The organism is Labrys sp. ALF-8, assembly GCF_059699065.1.
This window is the reverse complement of the sequence record NZ_AP048537.1, coordinates 311,094-328,169: the sequence shown is the minus strand read 5'-3', so window position 1 is coordinate 328,169 and position 17,076 is coordinate 311,094. Positions and strand designations below refer to the sequence as shown.

Here is a 17,076-nt window from a genome sequence, read left to right as displayed (position 1 = left end):
CCTCAATGCGCAGTCTCGGCGGCCGGAACCGCCAGCGTGTCCGGCAACTCCCCGAACTGGGCGATGATGGCGGTCCTGATGCCACCCGAGCGTCGGTCCCGAGACCGAGAGAAGGCGATGGCGCCGTCATAGCGGCCCGCCATCACGGCCGACTCGGCGCGATACTGGACCGATGCCCAGTTGGACGCATCGACAGGCCGGAGCGCCACCAGTTCCCCGGCGATGTTACGGACGAAGGGCAGCACGCCGTATTCGGTATCTGCGCTGTCAAACATCGGACTATCCCTCGAATTGTTGACGGCCCCTTCGATGCGTCGGGGCAATCAATCAATGCCGCATGGCGCGCCTCGCATGCGTGTCATTCCACACAGTCCGGGTGAACGGCAAATGCCCGGTCCGATACTCCCGGCGAAAACAAGGGGGTGAAGGGAGATCCTGGGTGAGGCGGCGGCGAGGTTCCGTGTCGAGAATGCGATACGGTCACAATGTGCCACCGCGGGCGTGGACTGCCTGTTCCTTTGGGAACGCGTGCCCGTCAGATGACGCCGAGGCTCTTCAGGCGCTCCAGCGCTGCTTCGCGCGTGGCATAGGCCTCCTGGCGCTCGACGCTCCAGTAGCGCAGTTCGTCGATCGGGATGTGGGTACCCGTCACTGCACAACGCACATAATTGCCGGGCTTGAGGATGCGGAAATCCGCATCGAGAAACTGGATCTGTGCTTCGCCGGGCATCGACATGCGGCTTTCGTGACGATTCATCGAGAGTATGGCCTGGGTTGGAAGGGTTTGGCGGCGAATATAACAGACCAAGGCCTTCCACACGACCCCAAAAACAGGTTTGATTGCAGCACGGTATCGCAAGTCAGAACAATGAATTATTGTCAATTTCTATGATTAAAGTTTAAATATCAGTCGTCGAACAGGCCCGGCTGCTTGTCCGCGAACCGGGGTTTCGGTTTCGCCGGGGGCGGTGGGGCGCTCTTGCCCATGGCGAAGTGGCCATCGGCGAATTGCAGGTCGAGGCTCGCGGCAGCTCTGGCCGCGGCGACGTTGCGCACGGGCCGGCCATCGCCGTCGCGAACCAGCGCGAAGCCGCGCTGCAGCACGCCTTGGTAGGAGTAGGCATCGAGCAATACCGAGAAGCGAGCGAGATGCTCGCGCTGTACGGCCGTTCGGGTGGTGGCGGCTCGCAGGAGGCGGTTGGCGAGATTGGCGAGGCGTTCACGCCCGGCTTCGCTACGGCGCGAGAGGAGAAGTGGCGCGAGCCGGGCTGCGCGTGCGGCGAAGGCCTCGCGCTTGCGGGCGAGGGCGATGCGGGTACTTGCCTCCAGGCGGTCCGCCACTGCGTGGAATCGGTCCCGGCTGCGGTCTAGCCGGTTGGAGGGACTTTGCGCCAGCAGGCGGCGCGAGATCGTGTCATAGAGCTGGTGATGGCGCCGCGTGTTGAGCAGCAGGGCATGCACGAGGCGGCCGGCCGTCAGATCAAGTCGCTGGCGGGGCGTGGCCAGCAGGGTCTCGCCGCTGGGCAGGGCTCGGCCGAGATTACGAAGGTCCTGACGGCGGCGTTCGATCATGCGCAGGGCGTGGCCGGTGAGACGGGTGCCGAGATCATGGAGATTGGCCAGGAGATCGGCCCGCACCGGCACGGCCATCTCGGCGGCGCCCGTGGGCGTGGGGGCTCGCCGGTCGGCGACATGATCGATCAGCGTCCAGTCGGTCTCGTGGCCTACGGCGGAGATCAGAGGGATCGAGCAGTTCGCGGCGGCGCGCACCACGATTTCCTCGTTGAAGGACCACAGGTCCTCCAGGCTTCCGCCACCGCGCGCGACGATGAGAACGTCGGGACGGGGGATGCGGCCGACTTGAGGCAATGCGTCGAAACCACTGATGGCGTTGGCGATTTCAGCCGCGCTCGTCTCGCCCTGCACTCGGACGGGCCAGACGATGACATGGCGCGGAAAACGGTCGGAAACGCGGTGCAGGATGTCGCGGATCACCGCACCCGTCGGCGACGTGACGACACCCACGACGCGCGGCAGGAATGGCAGTGCCTGCTTCCTGCTCTCGTCGAACAGACCCTCCGCGGCCAGCTTGCGCCGGCGCTCCTCGAGGAGCGCCATCAGGGCGCCGAGGCCGGCCGGCTCCAGCCTGTCGATGATGATCTGGTATGAGGACTTGCCGGGGAAAGTCGTGAGGCGGCCATGGGCGATCACCTCCATGCCTTCCTCGGGGCGCTGCCTGAGGCGCGCCATATTGCCCTTCCAGATCACTGCGTCGATCTTGGCTCCCTCGTCCTTCAGGGCGAAGTAGGCATGGCCAGAGGCCACCGGGCCGCGATAGCCGGAGATCTCTCCCCGTACGCGCACATAGCCGAAGGCATCCTCCACGGTGCGCTTGAGAGCGCCCGAGAGTTCGGAAACCGTCCATTCGGGCGCATTGGAGGGCTGAGAATCAGGCTGAACATCCGACATGGGCGCATTCTACACAAAGCACCGGACGCGCCTAAGGCTGGAAGCTCAGGAACAGGAAGGTGGCGAAGATCACCAAATGCACGAAGCCGTAGAGAATGTTCGTGCGGCCGGTGGCGAAGGTCAGCGTGCTGACCAGGAGGGTCAGAGCGAGCAATACGGTGCCGGACGCGTTGAGCCCGAGGGTCAGGGAGGTGCCGAGATAGAGCGTCACCACCGCGACGGCCGGAAAGGTCATGCCGATGGTGGCGAGGGCCGAGCCGAGCGCGAGGTTGAGCGATTTCTGCAACGCGTCGCTGCGGGCGGCCTGCACGGCGGCGATGCCCTCGGGCAGCAGGATGAGGATAGCGACGATAAGCCCAGTGATCGCCGGCGGCGCGCCAATGGCGAGACGCCCGGCTTCGGCCACAACCGCGAATTTCTTGGCGAGCATGACGACCGCGACGAGCGCGAGCAGGAGCAGGATGAAGCTGCTCCATAGACGCCGCTTCGAGGGATCGGCGTGCAGGTCATGCTCGGCGGCGGGCGAGATGAAGTAGTCGCGATGGCGCACGGTCTGGATGTAGAGGAAAGCGCCGTAGAGCACGATGGTGACGAGGGCGAAGAAGACCAGCTGCGGATTGGAATAGACCGGCCCGGGCGTCTGCTGGGTGTAGTTGGGCAGGATAAGGGTCAGGGTCGCCAGCACCATCAACACCGTGAGATAGGCACTGGCGCCGGAGACGCGGAAGTTCTGCTCGCGGTATTTCAGGCCGCCTACCAGGATGCACAGGCCCGTGAGGCCGCTGCAGACCGTGATCACCACGGCGAAGACGGTATCGCGCGCCAGCGTCGGGCTGCCGTCCTTGCCGGACATCATGACGGAGGCGATGAGCGCGACTTCGATGATGGTGACGGCGGCGGTGAGGATCAGGGTGCCATAGGGCTCGCCGCTCCAGTGGGCGAGCACCTCGGCATGGTAGACCGAGGCGAAGATGGTGCCGAAAAGTATGGGCACCAGCAGCACGGCGAGGACCTGGCCTCCGATGCCGGGTGCCATCTGATCGGCAAAGCCGAGGCTTGATGCCAGGCCGTAGAACGCAAAGGCGAGGAGCGGATAGATCCAGGCCGTTATCGGCATCGTCGCGGAGCGGGTGGCTGTCATTCTCGATCTCGAAGGGACTGAATCTGGCATGAGAGGAGGAAAGGCCAACGCATTGACCATTTGCCGAATTTGTCTAGTTCAGCGGATGCATTTTGTCATGTGCCGTACGTCGGCGAGGGCCCCGCGATCCGGCTGCCCCATTGACAAGGTGACTTGCCGAGGCAAGACACGCTCAGGCCGGATTGCCGGCCGCGGGCTGCCGGCGGGCCGCCGCGGACATCAGGTCGAAATCGCCGCCCAGCACCGCATCCAGCCGCCCGGTCCGCCACCCCGCCGCGACATCGCGGACGAGGGGCGCCGATCCCTCGCGATAGCGCCGCACGATGGCGTTGCCGGCGGCAGGCCCGGCCAGGAGTTTGGCAGCGGCGGTGTATTCGCCACCCTCCACGAGTTCCTGATCCGGCCCGACCGCGACCACGACCCGCGCGACTGTACGTCGGCCATTCTCGGGCGCGGGATCGTCGAGCACATGGAGTCCGGCTTCCGTCGCGAGCGTCCTGAAGGCACCGAAACCCGTGATATGGAGGATCGGGGCGCCTTTGCCGTTGTGCGGCAGGAATTGGAGCAACTGCATGCGCCGCTTGTCGGCCCAGCCACGATACATTCCAGTCAGCCTGCGGCACCACTCCGTCGCGCCGTCGCCGTCGCCGCCGGCATCGAGGGCGGGCTCGATGCGCAGCAGCGCGTCCACAGGCGCCTTGGCGAGGATATCGTCGATCCCCTGGCGCAGGTTATGGAGCTGAAGGGCAAGGCGGGCTGCAAGTTCGCGCGAGGCGCGGGCGGGATGGCCTGTCGCTGCCCGGTAGCGCTGGTCGAGGCGTTCGGCCGTGCGGCTCGCTTCCTTGACCCGGTCCAGCAGTTCCAGCCTTGACAAGACGTCGTGGCGGTCCTCGCGCGACCAGAAGCCCGGATCGGCCAGCTCCGAGCGGAACCCATCGCCCAGGCCCATCAGGGTTTCGCCGGCAAGCTCGTCGCGGATCTCGCACCAGCTCGCAGCCAGGAAGGCCCGTTCGGCGACCGAACCCGTCGGCCGGAGCATGACGGCCGGCAGCGAGAGCGTGCCGTCGAGTTCCGCCTCCGCTACCGTCTGTTGCGTGGGGTCAGCATTGGGATCGACGAACTCGACCTCGACGGCTTTGCCGTTCGAACGCACGAAGAGGAACTGGTCGCCTTCCGGAAAGCGGTGCTCGACCAGCGTCGCGGCAAGCGGGGCGAGCAGGAGCTGATCGATCGCCCTCTTGAGGGGCCTGGCGCCCATCTCCGGCGTGAAGCCGCGGTCGAGCAGGAACTCGATGGCGCTCGCCTCCCATTCCACAGCCCAGCTGCGCTCGCGCAGCCCACGCCGTTCCTGCACCAGCGCGAGTTCCTTGTGCAGGATGCCCCGCATCAGCTCGCGTGAGAGCGGGCTGAACACGATGATCTTGTCCAGGCGGTTGACGAATTCCGGCCGGAAGGTCTGGCCGATGGTCTTGAGCACCTGGTCCTCGCCATAGGCGCCGGGAACCGGCCGAAAGCCGAAACCGCCGCTGCGATGGGCGGTGGCGCCGAGATTGGAGGTGAGGATGATGAAGCAATGGCGGAAGTCGGCCTCGCGTCCATCGGCATCGCTGAGGCGTCCGTCGTCGAAGATCTGCAGGAAGAGATCCCAGCAATTGGGATGGGCCTTCTCGAACTCGTCCAGCAGGATCACCGAAAAGGGCTGCTTGCGAACCCGGTCGATCAGCGCGTCCGAGCCGCTCTCTCCGCGCTGGCCTAGTATCTTGCTGGTGGACTCGGCGGTCTGGAATTCGCTCATGTCGAGCCGGATCATGCGGTCGGCCGAGCCGAACAGGAAGCTCGCCAGTGTCTTGGCGAGTTCGGTCTTGCCCGTGCCGGTCGGGCCGGCGAAGAGGAATACGCCTATGGGCCGGCCGGGATCGGTGAGGCCGGCCTTTAGCATCGCAATGCGATCGACCACCGCTTTGACAGCCTCGTCCTGCCCGATGACGCGGCTGGTGAAGTAACCGCGTACGCCCGCCAGTTCGACACGCTGCGTGGTATCGAGGATGACCTGAGGCAGGCCGGAGACCTGAGAGAGGGTGGCGATGACGCTTTGGGCCGTCATCGTGGTCTCGTCGGCGTGGAGCGAGCGCGCCGCCGCACGCTTGAGGAGATCGAGGACCGCGCCCGGCAATTGGCCGCTGCCGAGATAGTGCTGTGCCAGCTCCATGGTGGCGGCGACCGCCTGCTCGGAGACGGTAACACCGCTGATGTCGGTGATGCGCTGGCCGAGCTGCGTGGCGAGCTTCAGCGTCTGGCCCTCGGTCATGACCTCCAGCGGCAGGACCTCTATGACTGAGCGGAGCGACGGCCGGGCCTGGAACAGCCGCGTCGCGGAGGCCTGGCTGGTTTCACCGACCAGGACAAGGTCTCCGGCGGCGACCGCCGGCATGATCTGGTCGAGGATGCTGGCAGTCTGGCCCTGGTGGGTGCCGCTGGTGGCCAACTGGCCGAGGTCTCGCACGAACCAGACGATCTTGCGGCGCGTATGAAGGGCATCGATGATCTGGCGTATACGCCCTTCGAGCTGGCCGATGTACATCTGGTCGGCCATCAATTCGTTGCCGCTCGCCGAGAACACCGTCCAGCCGGCCGTCTCCAGCCGCGCGCCGAAGAGGCGCAGGAAGGCGCTCTTGCCGGCGCCCGGCGCACCGATCACCAGCACCGAGCGCGGACGCGGCGCCACGACCGCGCTCTCCGCCATGGAAAGCTGTTCTTCCCATGCAGGTGGCGCGATCAGGAGCCGGTCGTCCTCGGCCTCGCTCCACAGCGAGCCCACCTCTGCGAGGAACTTGCGGTTGATTCGCGTCCCCTGCCATGCCTTCAGGGCGGCCTGCAGAAGGGGCGCGAAAGGGTGCTGGATCCTGGCAAGCACGGCCTCGACCGGTTCGATGTCGAGTTCCGCATGGACCGTCAGGCGGCTGCCGAAGCTCGGCTGGTCGCCGAGTTCGGCGCTGCGGTTGAAATAGGCCTCGAAGAAGCCGGGAATGACGGGATTATGCTGCCACCAGTGCGGCGCAGCGAGGACGGCTAGGCCGATGGCCGGGCGCTCCTGGAGGGTGGTGAGCAAATGCAGCGCAGAGGGCAGCACGAAGGGACGGACATGCGGCAGGTGACGGAGCACCGTTTCGCCGAGCGAATGCCGGGCCGGATGGTCGCGGAGCACCGTGAAGGCGGCGCAGGCCAGCGGCCAGTTCGCACCGAGGGCATGCGCCTTCAGGAGCTCAAGAGAGACGTCGGGGCGGCGAAAAACGGCCAGGACAGCCTGGAAATCGGGGATGTCGACCAATTCCCTGGGATCATTCACCTCCTCGGCCTGCGGCGCCAGCGTCTTGGCGAGCCGGGCTATCGTGGCTTGCACGTTTTCCTGAGGCGGTTCGGCCATCGGTTCGATCTGCTGCACCACCTGTCGAGGGGGCGCAGCGGCTTCGAGCGGCTCCGCAACGACGGGAGACGGTGCCGGGGTGGGGGGGACAGATGCGGTGGGGCGCAGGCGCTGCACCGCAAAGCCGGAAGCGGCGCCGGCGACGGCACCGGCGATGACGCTGAACAGGAAATCGGACATGCTGTGCTTGCTTCCGGAGACTGCGGAAGCGAAGTGGGACGGCAATATGCGGTGTTTGGCAAGAGCACCTGGTACCAATGCGCAGGTTTGTTTGACGCTTGGGAAGGCTGGCCGACCACGCCTGGTCGTACGGGCAGGCCTTGCCAGCACCTGCCTTCGTGTGGACCATGGTCTTCAATCAATCTGAAAGGGAGGCAGCCATGAAATCCGTTCGTCTCGAGGCCGTTGGGGCGTTGCATCTGCGGGAGGGTGCGCTTCCGAAGCCGGGGCCGGGCGAATTGCTCGTGCGTGTGGAAGCTTCCGGCATCTGCGGCACCGACAGGCATCTTTTCCTCGGAGAATTCCCCTCCAGGCCGCCGGTCACCCTCGGCCATGAATTCTGTGGCATCGTGGAGGATATCGGCAGCGAGGTGGAAGGGGTCCGCAATGGCATGCGCATCACTGGCGATCCCAACATCGTCTGCGGGCGGTGCGCCCATTGCCAGGCTGGCCGCATCAATCTCTGCCGCAACTTGCGCGCCATCGGCATACACCGCGACGGCGGCCTCGCCGAATATGTGCTGGTGCCGCAGAAGCAGGCCTACGAGTTGCCGCTTTCCCTCAAGCCGACCCACGGCGCCTTCTGCGAACCGCTCGCTTGCTGCCTGCACGGCGTCGACCTCGCTGCGATCCGCCCGGGCTCGACGGTCGTCGTCCTCGGAGGCGGCGTGATCGGCCTGCTCGTGGTGCAACTTGCCAGGCTCGCCGGCGCGGCGCGCGTGGTGCTCTCCACCCGCCAGGAGGCGAAGCGCCGCCTGGCGGAAGAGATCGGCGCCACCGACAGCGTCGATCCCTCGGCCGGCGATTTCATCGAGCGGGTCACCGGAGCAGGCGGCCTCCTGCCGGGTGGTGCGGATGTTGTGATAGAGTGCGCCGGCGTGGCCGAGACCGTGCAGCGGAGCTTCCGGCTCGCAAGGCCCGGCGGCAGCGTGATCATTCTCGGCGTGATGCCTCAGGGCGTGAGCGTACAGGTCGAGCCGTTCGATATCCTCTTTCGCGAACTGAAGGTGTTCGGCTCCTTCATCAATCCCTTTACGCACAAGCGCGCGGCGGATCTGGTGAGCTCAGGGGCGATCCAGCTCGACAAGCTGATCTCGAAGGAGGTGGGCCTGGACGAAGTGCCCGGCATCATCGCGAAGCCGGCCGGGCCGGGCGAGGTGAAGGTGATGTATGTGGCTGGGTGAGGAGGGAGGAGCGAACCCGCGCCGCCACGGCGGGAGATTGTCGGGGCCTACTCCAAGGACCCGCGCCTTTCAGGCTGAAGCTGCTCGACATCGCCAATTGCAGCCCGGCATAATCCGTCTTTTCACTCTCCTGCCTGATTCCATCCCATGCCCCGCAAGCCTCCGTTTCTTACCAAGGCCCAGGCCCGCCGCGTTCTCCTCCATGCCCAGCGGCTCGACACGTTCGCGCCCTTCGGGGATGACGCACAGGCGACGCCTTCCGCCGTCGTGCATCTAGGCTATGTGCAGATCGACACCATCAACGTCATCGAGCGCAGCCACCATCACATCCTGTGGACCCGCATTCCCGCCTACAGGCGGGCGCATCTCGCGCAGGCGCAGAGCACGGACAAGTCCGTGTTCGAATACTGGACGCACGCCCTGTCCTATATTCCCACGGCGGATCTGCGCTTCTTCCTTCCGCAGATGAAGCGCTACCACGAGCGGCCGGACAAATGGTTCGAGAGCGTGACCAAGGCCGAGATGCGCAAGGTGCTGAACCTCATCCGCAAGGGCGGCGCTCTCACCATCCGGGACATCGACGACGACGTGCTGGTGGAGAAGGATCATCCCTGGGCAAGCCGCAAGCCCTCCAAGCGCGCACTGCAATTCGCGTTCTATACGGGCGTGCTGGCGATCGCGGCGCGCGAGGGCATGCTCAAGACCTATGAGCTGATGCAGCGTCACTTCGGCTGGGATGTGGAACCGGCGCTCAAGCCCAGGCCCGCAACCGAGCGCCAGATTCTCGACTACCTGATCGACCGGGCGTTGCGCTCCCAGGGTATCGTGACGCTGGATTCGATCTGCCATCTCGTACCGAGCCTGAAGGGGGCAATCCGCGAGCGCATCGAAGCGCGCCTGCGCCGGAAGGACATCATCGCCGTGGATGTGGAGGAAGCCGGCAAGATCGAGCATTGGGCCCGGCCCGAAGCTCTCGAGGCGCTCTCGGCTCCACCGGCCGAACTGGTGCACATTCTCTCGCCGTTCGATCCCCTGGTGATCCAGCGCAAGCGCCTGAAATTCTTCTTCGACTATGATCATCGCTTCGAGGCCTATGTACCTAAGGAAAAAAGAGTTTTTGGCTATTTCGCCTTGCCCGTCCTGGCAGGCGAGGACATGGTCGCAGCCATCGATCTCAAGACCGATCGCGCAGGCCGCAAGCTCCTGATCCAGCAATGGAGCTGGGTCGGCCAGGGCGAGGAGGGACGGCACAAGGCGGCGATCGAGGAAGCGCTGGGGCGGTTCGAGACCTTCCAGCTGGAGGATTGACTTTCCCGGGACGGTCGGACGGCGGCTGTCGCGGCCGGCACAACCTTTGCGTGCTTGTCCCCAATGCCTTCTTCTGCTGGAAAGGCCCAATCGCCCGCAGCCGGCGAGCCCCAGGAAACGCCCACCCATGACCCAGGCCACCCTCAGCGCGTCCGGCGCCATCCCGACACCGTCCGACAATGCGCTGGCGGCCGGCGCAATTGCGGCACGCCTCGACCGTCTGCCGCAGACTTTCACTGTGTGGAAGCTGATCGTCCTGCTCAGCCTCGGCTTCTTCTTCGAGCTCTATGACCTGCTCTACACCGGCAACATCGCGCCGGGCCTGGTCAAGGCAGGTATCCTGACGCCGACGACGCCCGGCCTGTTCGGTAACAACGGGGTTGCCAGCTTCGTGGCGGCTCTGTTCGCGGGCCTGTTCATCGGCACCATCGCCTGCGGCTTCCTGGCCGACCGGTTCGGAAGACGCAGCGTCTTCACGGGGTCGCTACTCTGGTATACGGCTGCCAACATCGTGATGGCCTTCCAGGATACGGCCTTCGGACTCAACTTCTGGCGCTTTGTCTCGGGCCTGGGCCTCGGTGTCGAGATGATCGTCATCGGCACCTACCTCTCCGAGCTCGTGCCGCGCCGGGTGCGCGGGCGCGCCTTCGCCTGCTGCCAGGCCGTCGGTTTCACCGCCGTGCCCGTGGCGGCGTTCCTCGCGTATTTCCTGGTACCCAACGCGCCCTTCGGTATCGACGGCTGGCGCTGGGTGGTGCTGATCGGAGCGAGCAGCGCGATCTTCGTCTGGTGGATTCGCCTCGGCCTGCCGGAAAGTCCGCGCTGGCTGGCACGGCAAGGGCGGCTGCGCGAGGCCGAAGCCATCATGAGCGATCTCGAGTTGCGGGTGGCGGCCGAGCACGGTGGGCCGTTGCCCGCGCCAGCCTCCCCGGAGCCTGTGCAGCAGCAGAAGGGGCGCTGGGTTCAGATGTGGGAGTCGCCACTGCTCAGCCGGACCGTCATGATGATCATCTTCAACATCTGCCAGACGGTGAGCTTCTACGGTTTCCTGAACTGGGTACCGACGCTGCTGATCAAGCAGGGCATCACCACGACGTCGAGCCTGTTCTACACGGCCATCATCGCGCTTGCCTCGCCAGTGGGGCCCCTCATCGGCTTCTTCTTTGCCGATCGCTTCGAGCGCAAGAGCGTGCTGGTGGTCATCGCCCTGGTCATCATCGTGGCGGGCCTCGCCTTTAGCCAGGCGACGGCGGCGGCGGCCATCGTCGCGCTCGGCGCCTGCCTGACCATCGCCAACAACATCATGTCCTATACCTTCCACGCCTACCAGCAGGAGCTCTTTCCTACAGGCATCCGGGCGCGCGCAGCTGGCTTCGTCTATTCATGGAGCCGTTTCTCGGCGATCTTCACCAGCTTCATCATCGCTTTCGTGCTGCAATATTCCGGCGTGACCGGCGTCTTCGTCTTCATCGCCGCGGCCATGCTGGTGGTGGCGCTCGCCATCGGCCTGATGGGGCCGCGGACGAACAGCCTGGCCCTGGAGGAGATCTCGGAGTGAATCAGGGCATCCCGCTTGGTCTCTGGAAACGATAATGGTTCAAGAGCGGGCGGGACGCCTGCGGTCCCGGCAATGGTGTCTTCGCGGTGCCGGGCTCAGACCTTCGGGTCCACCCAGCCAAATGGCGGCTCGAAGCCCGCCATGGTGGGCGGGCCCCAGGTTCCGGGCTGGTACGGCGTCACCGGCACGACATTGCCGATGACGGGATCGAAGATGCGCCAGGCGATCTCGGCGGCATCCTGGCGGGTGAACAGGGCGTTGTCGCCGGCCATCGCATCGCCGATCAGGCGCTCGTAGGGCTGCAGGTCGCCGCTGCCGTCATCGACCGCCATCAGTTCCACGGGCTCGCCCGACAATTCCTCGCCGGGCGCCTTGATACGGGATCCGAGTCCGATGCAGATCTGCGGGCTGAGGCGGAAGCGCAATTCGTTGGACGGGCCCTGGAGCTTCTCGCCGAAGACATCGTGCGGCGGCTTCTTCAACCGCACCACGACCTGGGTGCAGCGCACGGGCAGGCATTTGCCCGCGCGGATGTAGAAGGGCACGCCCTCCCAGCGCCAGGAATCGATGAACAGCCGCACCGCGGCGAAGGTTTCCACTGTGGAATTCGGCGCCACGCCGGGCTCGTCGAGATAACCGACGAACTGGCCGCGTACCACGTCCTGCGGCTGAAGCGTGCGGATCGCCTTGAAGATCTTCACCTTTTCCTCGATCAGGTCGTCTTCCAGCCGGCCCGCGGGAGGCTCCATGGCAAGCAGGATCATCACGTTGACGAGATGGTTCTGGATCACGTCGCGTATGGTGCCGACCTCGTCGTAGAACTTGCCGCGGCCCTGCACGCCGAAATCCTCGGCCATGGTGATCTGCACGCTCTCCACATAATTGCGGTTCCAGATCGGCTCCAGGAAGGCGTTGGCGAAGCGGAAGTAGAGCAGGTTCTGGACTGCTTCCTTGCCGACATAGTGGTCGATGCGGAAGATGGCACTCTCGTCGAAATACTTGTGCAGGACGGCGTTGAGCTCCTTGGCGGAAGCCTGGTCATGCCCGAAGGGCTTTTCGACCATCAGACGGGCGTTGTCGGCGCAGCCCGAGGCCTGCAGCCCCTTGGCGACGGTCTCGAACAGGCTGGGCGGGATGGCGAGATAGTGGAGAGGGTGGGTAGAGGAACCGAGCGCGGCCTTCAGCTTGGCGAAGGTCTCGGGGCTGCGATAGTCGCCGCTGACATAGTGCAACTGGCCGGAAAGGCGGGCGAACACCTCCTCGTCGAACTTGTCGCCATATGCCTTGATCGTGCTTTCGCGCGCCCGCGCCTTGAGCTGGTCGAGCGTCCAGGGGTCGAAGGCGACGCCCACCACCGGTGAGGTGAGCACCCCGCGCCGGACCATCGAATAGAGCGCGGGAAAGATCTGCTTGTAGGCGAGATCCCCCGTGGCGCCGAAGAGGACGAGGGCATCGGAGTGAACTTGGGCCATTTATCTGCTTCCATGCTTGTGGCGCCGCCAGCCTTGGCAGCTGGTATCGCTACGATGACGGGATGAAAAGGGGAATGTCCGTGACGCCCATCGCCGGACTTCGTACACCGCCTTACAACCGCTTCCCCATATAGATGCTTGCCGGTCGGGCGATCTCCCGGAAGCCAGCCTTCTCGTAAAATCCCAGCACTTTCGTATTGCCGGCACTCACTCCGAGATGGAGGCCTGCGACGCCTCGCGTGCTCAGTTCAGCCGTCACGGTCTCGATCAGTCTGCGGCCCCAGCCGCCTCGCTGGATCGGGGGAAGCAGGTTGATGTGGAGGTGCGCGGGGTAGGCTGCGAGCATCGCCGGATCCTTGCCCTCGGGATGCCGGATCAGGTTGATCGCGCGGGCGTCGTTGGGCCTTGTCGGCACGAGGCCGGCGATCTCCTTGCGTATGCCGGGCCACCATTCGCGTTCGAGCCTGTCGAAGAAGGCGGCCGTATCGGGCGCGGCGACGACATAGCCCATCGCGCCTGCGCCGCCATCCACCACGAAGGCGAAATCGGGTTCGAGCACCTGGTAGGGCACGGCCCAGATGAAGCCGGGCAGGCGAGGATCGGAATAGAGATGGTTCGCATCCGAGCCGTTGTCGGCGGTCTTGAGGCAGATGTCGTATATCGCGTCGCGGTCGGATTCTGTGGCGCGGCGGATGGCATAGTCGGACACGGAGAGCTCCTCGGACCTGGGGCTGGGGACGACCCTAGCCGCTGCCTGTTCGCCGGGCAATGCTTGGCGCGGCCGTGGGCGAAGAGCGGAACGTCAACCTCTCCGCCGAAAAAACGGAAGCGCGGCCCTTGGGAATTTGCATGTCGAACGCTGGCCCTGCATTCCCGTGATCCTGTTCTTTTCTTGCGCGGCGCAATGAAAACGGAGTGGTTGGGAATTTGTTCCGTAGCGTCATATTTCTTCAACAGAAACCGATTCCACTGTTATGAATTCGCTCATAAATGCACCTTGCCAAGTAAGGCAATCGGTTCAATGGTAGCGGCGACGATGAGGGAGGCGCTGTCGCTTCTACTTGGCGGCACGTATCCATGACTCGCAACGCAGGGAGGATCCGATGTTGCGGACTGGGACGTCGTACAAACTGAAATTCACTCGATTGCGTACCCTTTTCGCTCCGCTGGCCGCCGTCGGCTTCCTGGGAGCGACGCTTGCCGGCGCACAGGCACAGACGCTGACGACATGGGACGACTACACGCTGCCCTCGCAGACCACCGTGATCCAGACCCTCAACTCGAAATTCGAGGCAGCGCATCCCGGCGTTAAGATCAACCGCACCGGCCGCACCTTCGACGATCTCTCCATGACGCTGAAACTGACTCTTTCGTCCGGCGACGGGCCCGTCCTCACCAAAGCCAACCAGGGCGCCCAGGAGATGGGAGCGATGGTCAAGCAGAAGCTGCTGCTGCCGGTGGACGAGTACATCGCCAAATATGGCTGGGACAAGAAGCAGTCAGACAGCGTGCTGGCGCGTGATCGCTGGTCCGACAAGGGCGAGTTCGGCGTGGGCCCAACCTACGGCATCTCCGGCCTCGGCGAGATGGTGGGCCTCTACTACAATTCGAAAGTGCTGAAGGAAGCAGGCATCGATGCACCGCCCGCCACCTTCGAGGATCTCGTCAAGGATGTCGACACGCTGAAGGCGAAGGGCACGCCGGCCTTCATGATGGGTACGGTCAAGGGGCACATGGCGCTGCACATGTTCGCCGCGGTATCCCAGGCGATGATCGGGGCCGGCGACCGCAAGGCCCTCGACGATATCATCTATGGCCGCGGGGGAAGCTGGAACACGCCCTACAATCTTGCCGCCGCCAAGCAGGTGCAGACCTGGGCCGACGGTGCGTTCAATGACGGCTACCAAGGCATTTCCGATGACGATGCCGCCCAGCTCTACGCGGGCGGGCAGGGCGCCTTCCTGCTCACCGGCACCTGGCGCCTCGGCGACCTGCAGCAGAATCCCGATATCCATTTCATGGCGGTGCCGCCTCCATCCGGCGTGAAGAACGGCCTCGTGGTGGGTGGCATCGATCTCGCCTGGACGATCACGGCGCTCGCCAAGGACAAGGCGACGCAGGATCTCGCCGGCGACTATCTCAACTACATGGTCTCGGATGAGGCCGCCGCCACCTGGGCTGCGGCAGGCTATCTGCCGGCGGTGGCGCTGGAGCATCCCGACCAGGTCAAGGTGCCCCCGCTGCTCGGCGAGACCCTCAAGGTTTGGGACGCGGTAACCGCCGCCAACGCCCTCGGCCACTATCCGGATTGGGCGAGCCCGACGATGCTGAAGACCCTCTCCGACAATCTCGCCCGCGTATTGGCGAAGGACATGACCCCGGCGGATTTCGTCTCGGCGGTCGACAAGGACTACCAGGATTACATGGCGAGCCTGAAGAAGGGTTAGGGCACGAGAAGCAGCCGGCGCGCCTTCCCCCAGCTTCGCGGGGAAGGCGTCCGCGCCCTGAGCCGCATATTCCCGACCCTCCCAAGAAGGCAGTCCCCGGCCCGATGCTCGATGCTTCGAAATTCCGCAACCTGCTCTACGTCCTGCCGTCGCTGCTGGTCTATGCCGCCTTCGTGCTTCTGCCGATCCTGAGCTCGATCGGCCTCGGTTTCACGCAATGGGACGGCATCAGCCTGCCGAAATTCGTCGGCCTGCAGAACTATGCGACCCTCTTTTCCGACCCGGTCTTCTATGTCTCGCTGCGCAACAACCTAGTGCTGCTCGTCTTCTACGTCGCCCTGCCGCTCGCCATCGGGCTCGTCCTGGCGGTGGTCGTCACCTCGATCCGCACCACCGAGCAACTCGCCCTGCGCACGCTCTACTTCATGCCCTATGTGATGCCCACGGCGGTGCTCGGCATCATCTGGCGCTGGCTCTACAATCCAGCCTTCGGGCCCCTCAACCAAGCCCTGAAGGCGGTCGGCCTCAAGGTGATAGCACTCCCGTGGCTCGGCAGCTTCGTCTTCGCCTTGCCGGCGGTGGGCATGGTGGCGACCTGGTACTACGCCGGCTTCTGCATGGCGATCTTCATGTCTGGCCTGCAACGCATCGAGCCCTCGCTCTACGATGCCGCCAAGGTGGATGGAGCGACGCCGATCCAGTCTTTCCGCCATATCAGCGTGCCCTCGCTGCTGCCGGAGGTGCGCATCGTGCTCCTCCTCACCATCATCGCCTCGATCAAGAGCTTCGACCTGATCTTCACCATGACGCGCGGCGGCCCGGCCAATGCGACTCTGGTGCCGAATCTCTACATGTATCAGCTCGGTTTCGATCTTGGGCGCTACGGTTATGCCTCGGCAGTGGCCGTGATCGGGGCGATCCTGATCTTCGTGGTGAACGGTGCGATCCACCGCTTCATGCCCGCGCACAGGGAAGAGACGCAACCATGAGCGAGGCGCGTATCGGACCCTCGCTCCTGCCCCTGCGCGTACTGCTATGGGTCTTCTCGATCCTCACCGTATCGCCCTTTGCGCTGCTGATCCTCACATCCCTGAAAAGCCGCACGGATCTCCTGGCCGGCGCTTTCGTGCTGCCGGAGCGGCCCCATTTCGAGAATTTCGCGACGGCCTGGATCGACGGACATTTCAGCGCCTATTTCGTCAATTCGGTCGTGGTGGTGATTCCGGTGGTGGCGGCGAGCATCGTCCTCGGCATCTTCTCGGGCTTCGCCTTCGCCTTCCTTACGCTCCCCTTCAAGCGTACGATGTTCGTGGTGCTGACGATCGGCATGATGGTACCCACGGAAGCCTTCATCATCCCGCTGTTCTACGAGTTCCACTGGCTGGGGCTTCTCAATACCTATTGGGCTTTGATCCTGCCGCAGACCGGCATGTCCATTCCCTTCGCCACCTTGTTCATGGCCAGCGCCATGCAGCAGGTACCCAAGGAACTCGTCCAGGCTTCGGTGATCGACGGCGCTACCCGGTTGCAGGTGCTGCGCTTCGTGCTGCTGCCGCTCCTGAAGCCGGCGATCTCGACGCTCGCCCTCTTCCTGTTCATCTGGACCTGGAACGAATTCCTCATCCCGCTCATCCTGGTCAACAACGATGCGGTGCGCACGCTGCCGATCGGCATGCTGTTCTTCCAGGGCAAATATCTGGTCGACATTCCCGTGCTGACGGCCGGCGCGGTTTTCATCATCGCGCCGATCATCGTGGTCTACATGATCTTCCAGCGCAATTTCATCGCGGGCCTGACGGCCGGGGCGGTGAAGTGAGGGCACCTGGCGAGATCGGAGGGGCAACGCCACCTTCC

Annotated in this window: 13 protein-coding genes; 6 read left to right on the top strand and 7 right to left on the bottom strand. The window is 64.6% G+C overall.

What is annotated here, in order from left to right:
* Window positions 1-2: 2 nt before the first annotated feature.
* The 5 genes from AC6H34_RS01640 to AC6H34_RS01620 form a co-directional block, all read right to left on the bottom strand.
* Window positions 3-275, bottom strand: a complete 273-nt coding sequence (locus AC6H34_RS01640) for a hypothetical protein (RefSeq protein ID WP_448146453.1) — start codon at window positions 273-275, stop codon at window positions 3-5.
* Window positions 276-535: 260 nt separating this feature from the next.
* Window positions 536-757 carry a DUF2093 domain-containing protein gene (locus AC6H34_RS01635; protein ID WP_448146454.1) on the bottom strand — a complete coding sequence of 74 codons (222 nt, stop codon included), beginning with the start codon at window positions 755-757 and terminating at the stop codon, window positions 536-538.
* Window positions 758-906: 149 nt separating this feature from the next.
* A complete protein-coding gene (xseA, locus tag AC6H34_RS01630) occupies window positions 907-2,469 on the bottom strand; it encodes an exodeoxyribonuclease VII large subunit (RefSeq protein ID WP_497537684.1) in 1,563 nt (520 codons plus the stop codon).
* Between the two features lie 31 nt (window positions 2,470-2,500).
* Entirely contained in the window at window positions 2,501-3,610 is a 1,110-nt protein-coding gene (locus AC6H34_RS01625) for a calcium:cation antiporter (protein WP_448146456.1), read from the bottom strand.
* 172 nt (window positions 3,611-3,782) lie between these two features.
* Window positions 3,783-7,214, bottom strand: coding sequence for an AAA family ATPase (locus AC6H34_RS01620; RefSeq protein WP_497537683.1), 3,432 nt, complete (start codon window positions 7,212-7,214; stop codon window positions 3,783-3,785).
* 200 nt (window positions 7,215-7,414) lie between these two features.
* Here AC6H34_RS01620 and AC6H34_RS01615 point away from each other — a divergent pair, with 200 nt between their 5' ends.
* The 3 genes from AC6H34_RS01615 to AC6H34_RS01605 all read left to right on the top strand — a co-directional run bounded on the left by AC6H34_RS01615 (window position 7,415) and on the right by AC6H34_RS01605 (window position 11,303).
* The gene (locus AC6H34_RS01615; protein WP_497537682.1) at window positions 7,415-8,437 is read left to right on the top strand and encodes a zinc-dependent alcohol dehydrogenase family protein; all 1,023 of its coding nucleotides are present in this window, start codon (window positions 7,415-7,417) and stop codon (window positions 8,435-8,437) included.
* Window positions 8,438-8,584: 147 nt separating this feature from the next.
* The gene (locus AC6H34_RS01610; protein ID WP_497537681.1) at window positions 8,585-9,745 is read left to right on the top strand and encodes a winged helix-turn-helix domain-containing protein; all 1,161 of its coding nucleotides are present in this window, start codon (window positions 8,585-8,587) and stop codon (window positions 9,743-9,745) included.
* Between the two features lie 127 nt (window positions 9,746-9,872).
* On the top strand, window positions 9,873-11,303 hold the full coding sequence (locus AC6H34_RS01605; protein WP_448146460.1) for an MFS transporter: 1,431 nt from the start codon (window positions 9,873-9,875) through the stop codon (window positions 11,301-11,303).
* A gap of 95 nt (window positions 11,304-11,398) precedes the next feature.
* Here AC6H34_RS01605 and zwf read toward each other — a convergent pair whose 3' ends face one another.
* Window positions 11,399-12,775: a glucose-6-phosphate dehydrogenase gene (gene zwf / locus AC6H34_RS01600; RefSeq protein ID WP_448146461.1), complete on the bottom strand. Its 1,377-nt coding sequence runs from the start codon at window positions 12,773-12,775 to the stop codon at window positions 11,399-11,401.
* Between the two features lie 112 nt (window positions 12,776-12,887).
* The gene (locus AC6H34_RS01595; RefSeq protein ID WP_497537680.1) at window positions 12,888-13,484 is read right to left on the bottom strand and encodes a GNAT family N-acetyltransferase; all 597 of its coding nucleotides are present in this window, start codon (window positions 13,482-13,484) and stop codon (window positions 12,888-12,890) included.
* 394 nt (window positions 13,485-13,878) lie between these two features.
* On the opposite strand from AC6H34_RS01595, the gene AC6H34_RS01590 reads away from it, so the two are divergent.
* The 3 genes from AC6H34_RS01590 to AC6H34_RS01580 all read left to right on the top strand — a co-directional run bounded on the left by AC6H34_RS01590 (window position 13,879) and on the right by AC6H34_RS01580 (window position 17,038).
* Window positions 13,879-15,222, top strand: a complete 1,344-nt coding sequence (locus tag AC6H34_RS01590) for an extracellular solute-binding protein (RefSeq protein WP_448146463.1) — start codon at window positions 13,879-13,881, stop codon at window positions 15,220-15,222.
* 104 nt (window positions 15,223-15,326) lie between these two features.
* Window positions 15,327-16,211: a carbohydrate ABC transporter permease gene (locus AC6H34_RS01585; RefSeq protein WP_497537679.1), complete on the top strand. Its 885-nt coding sequence runs from the start codon at window positions 15,327-15,329 to the stop codon at window positions 16,209-16,211.
* Window positions 16,208-17,038 (top strand): carbohydrate ABC transporter permease, encoded by an 831-nt coding sequence (locus tag AC6H34_RS01580; RefSeq protein ID WP_448146465.1) that lies wholly within the window; start codon window positions 16,208-16,210, stop codon window positions 17,036-17,038. Before AC6H34_RS01585 ends, AC6H34_RS01580 begins: the two co-directional genes overlap by 4 nt.
* The last annotated feature ends 38 nt before the right edge of the window (window positions 17,039-17,076 follow it).

Coding starts and splice junctions, on each gene's coding strand:
- AC6H34_RS01580 (WP_448146465.1), top strand. CDS start 16,208: ATGAGCGAGGCGCGTATCGGACCCTCGCTCCTGCCCCTGCGCGTACTG.
- AC6H34_RS01620 (WP_497537683.1), bottom strand. CDS start 7,214: ATGTCCGATTTCCTGTTCAGCGTCATCGCCGGTGCCGTCGCCGGCGCC.
- AC6H34_RS01610 (WP_497537681.1), top strand. CDS start 8,585: ATGCCCCGCAAGCCTCCGTTTCTTACCAAGGCCCAGGCCCGCCGCGTT.
- AC6H34_RS01640 (WP_448146453.1), bottom strand. CDS start 275: ATGTTTGACAGCGCAGATACCGAATACGGCGTGCTGCCCTTCGTCCGT.
- AC6H34_RS01585 (WP_497537679.1), top strand. CDS start 15,327: ATGCTCGATGCTTCGAAATTCCGCAACCTGCTCTACGTCCTGCCGTCG.
- AC6H34_RS01605 (WP_448146460.1), top strand. CDS start 9,873: ATGACCCAGGCCACCCTCAGCGCGTCCGGCGCCATCCCGACACCGTCC.
- AC6H34_RS01635 (WP_448146454.1), bottom strand. CDS start 757: ATGAATCGTCACGAAAGCCGCATGTCGATGCCCGGCGAAGCACAGATC.
- zwf (WP_448146461.1), bottom strand. CDS start 12,775: ATGGCCCAAGTTCACTCCGATGCCCTCGTCCTCTTCGGCGCCACGGGG.
- xseA (WP_497537684.1), bottom strand. CDS start 2,469: ATGTCGGATGTTCAGCCTGATTCTCAGCCCTCCAATGCGCCCGAATGG.
- AC6H34_RS01615 (WP_497537682.1), top strand. CDS start 7,415: ATGAAATCCGTTCGTCTCGAGGCCGTTGGGGCGTTGCATCTGCGGGAG.
- AC6H34_RS01625 (WP_448146456.1), bottom strand. CDS start 3,610: ATGACAGCCACCCGCTCCGCGACGATGCCGATAACGGCCTGGATCTAT.
- AC6H34_RS01590 (WP_448146463.1), top strand. CDS start 13,879: ATGTTGCGGACTGGGACGTCGTACAAACTGAAATTCACTCGATTGCGT.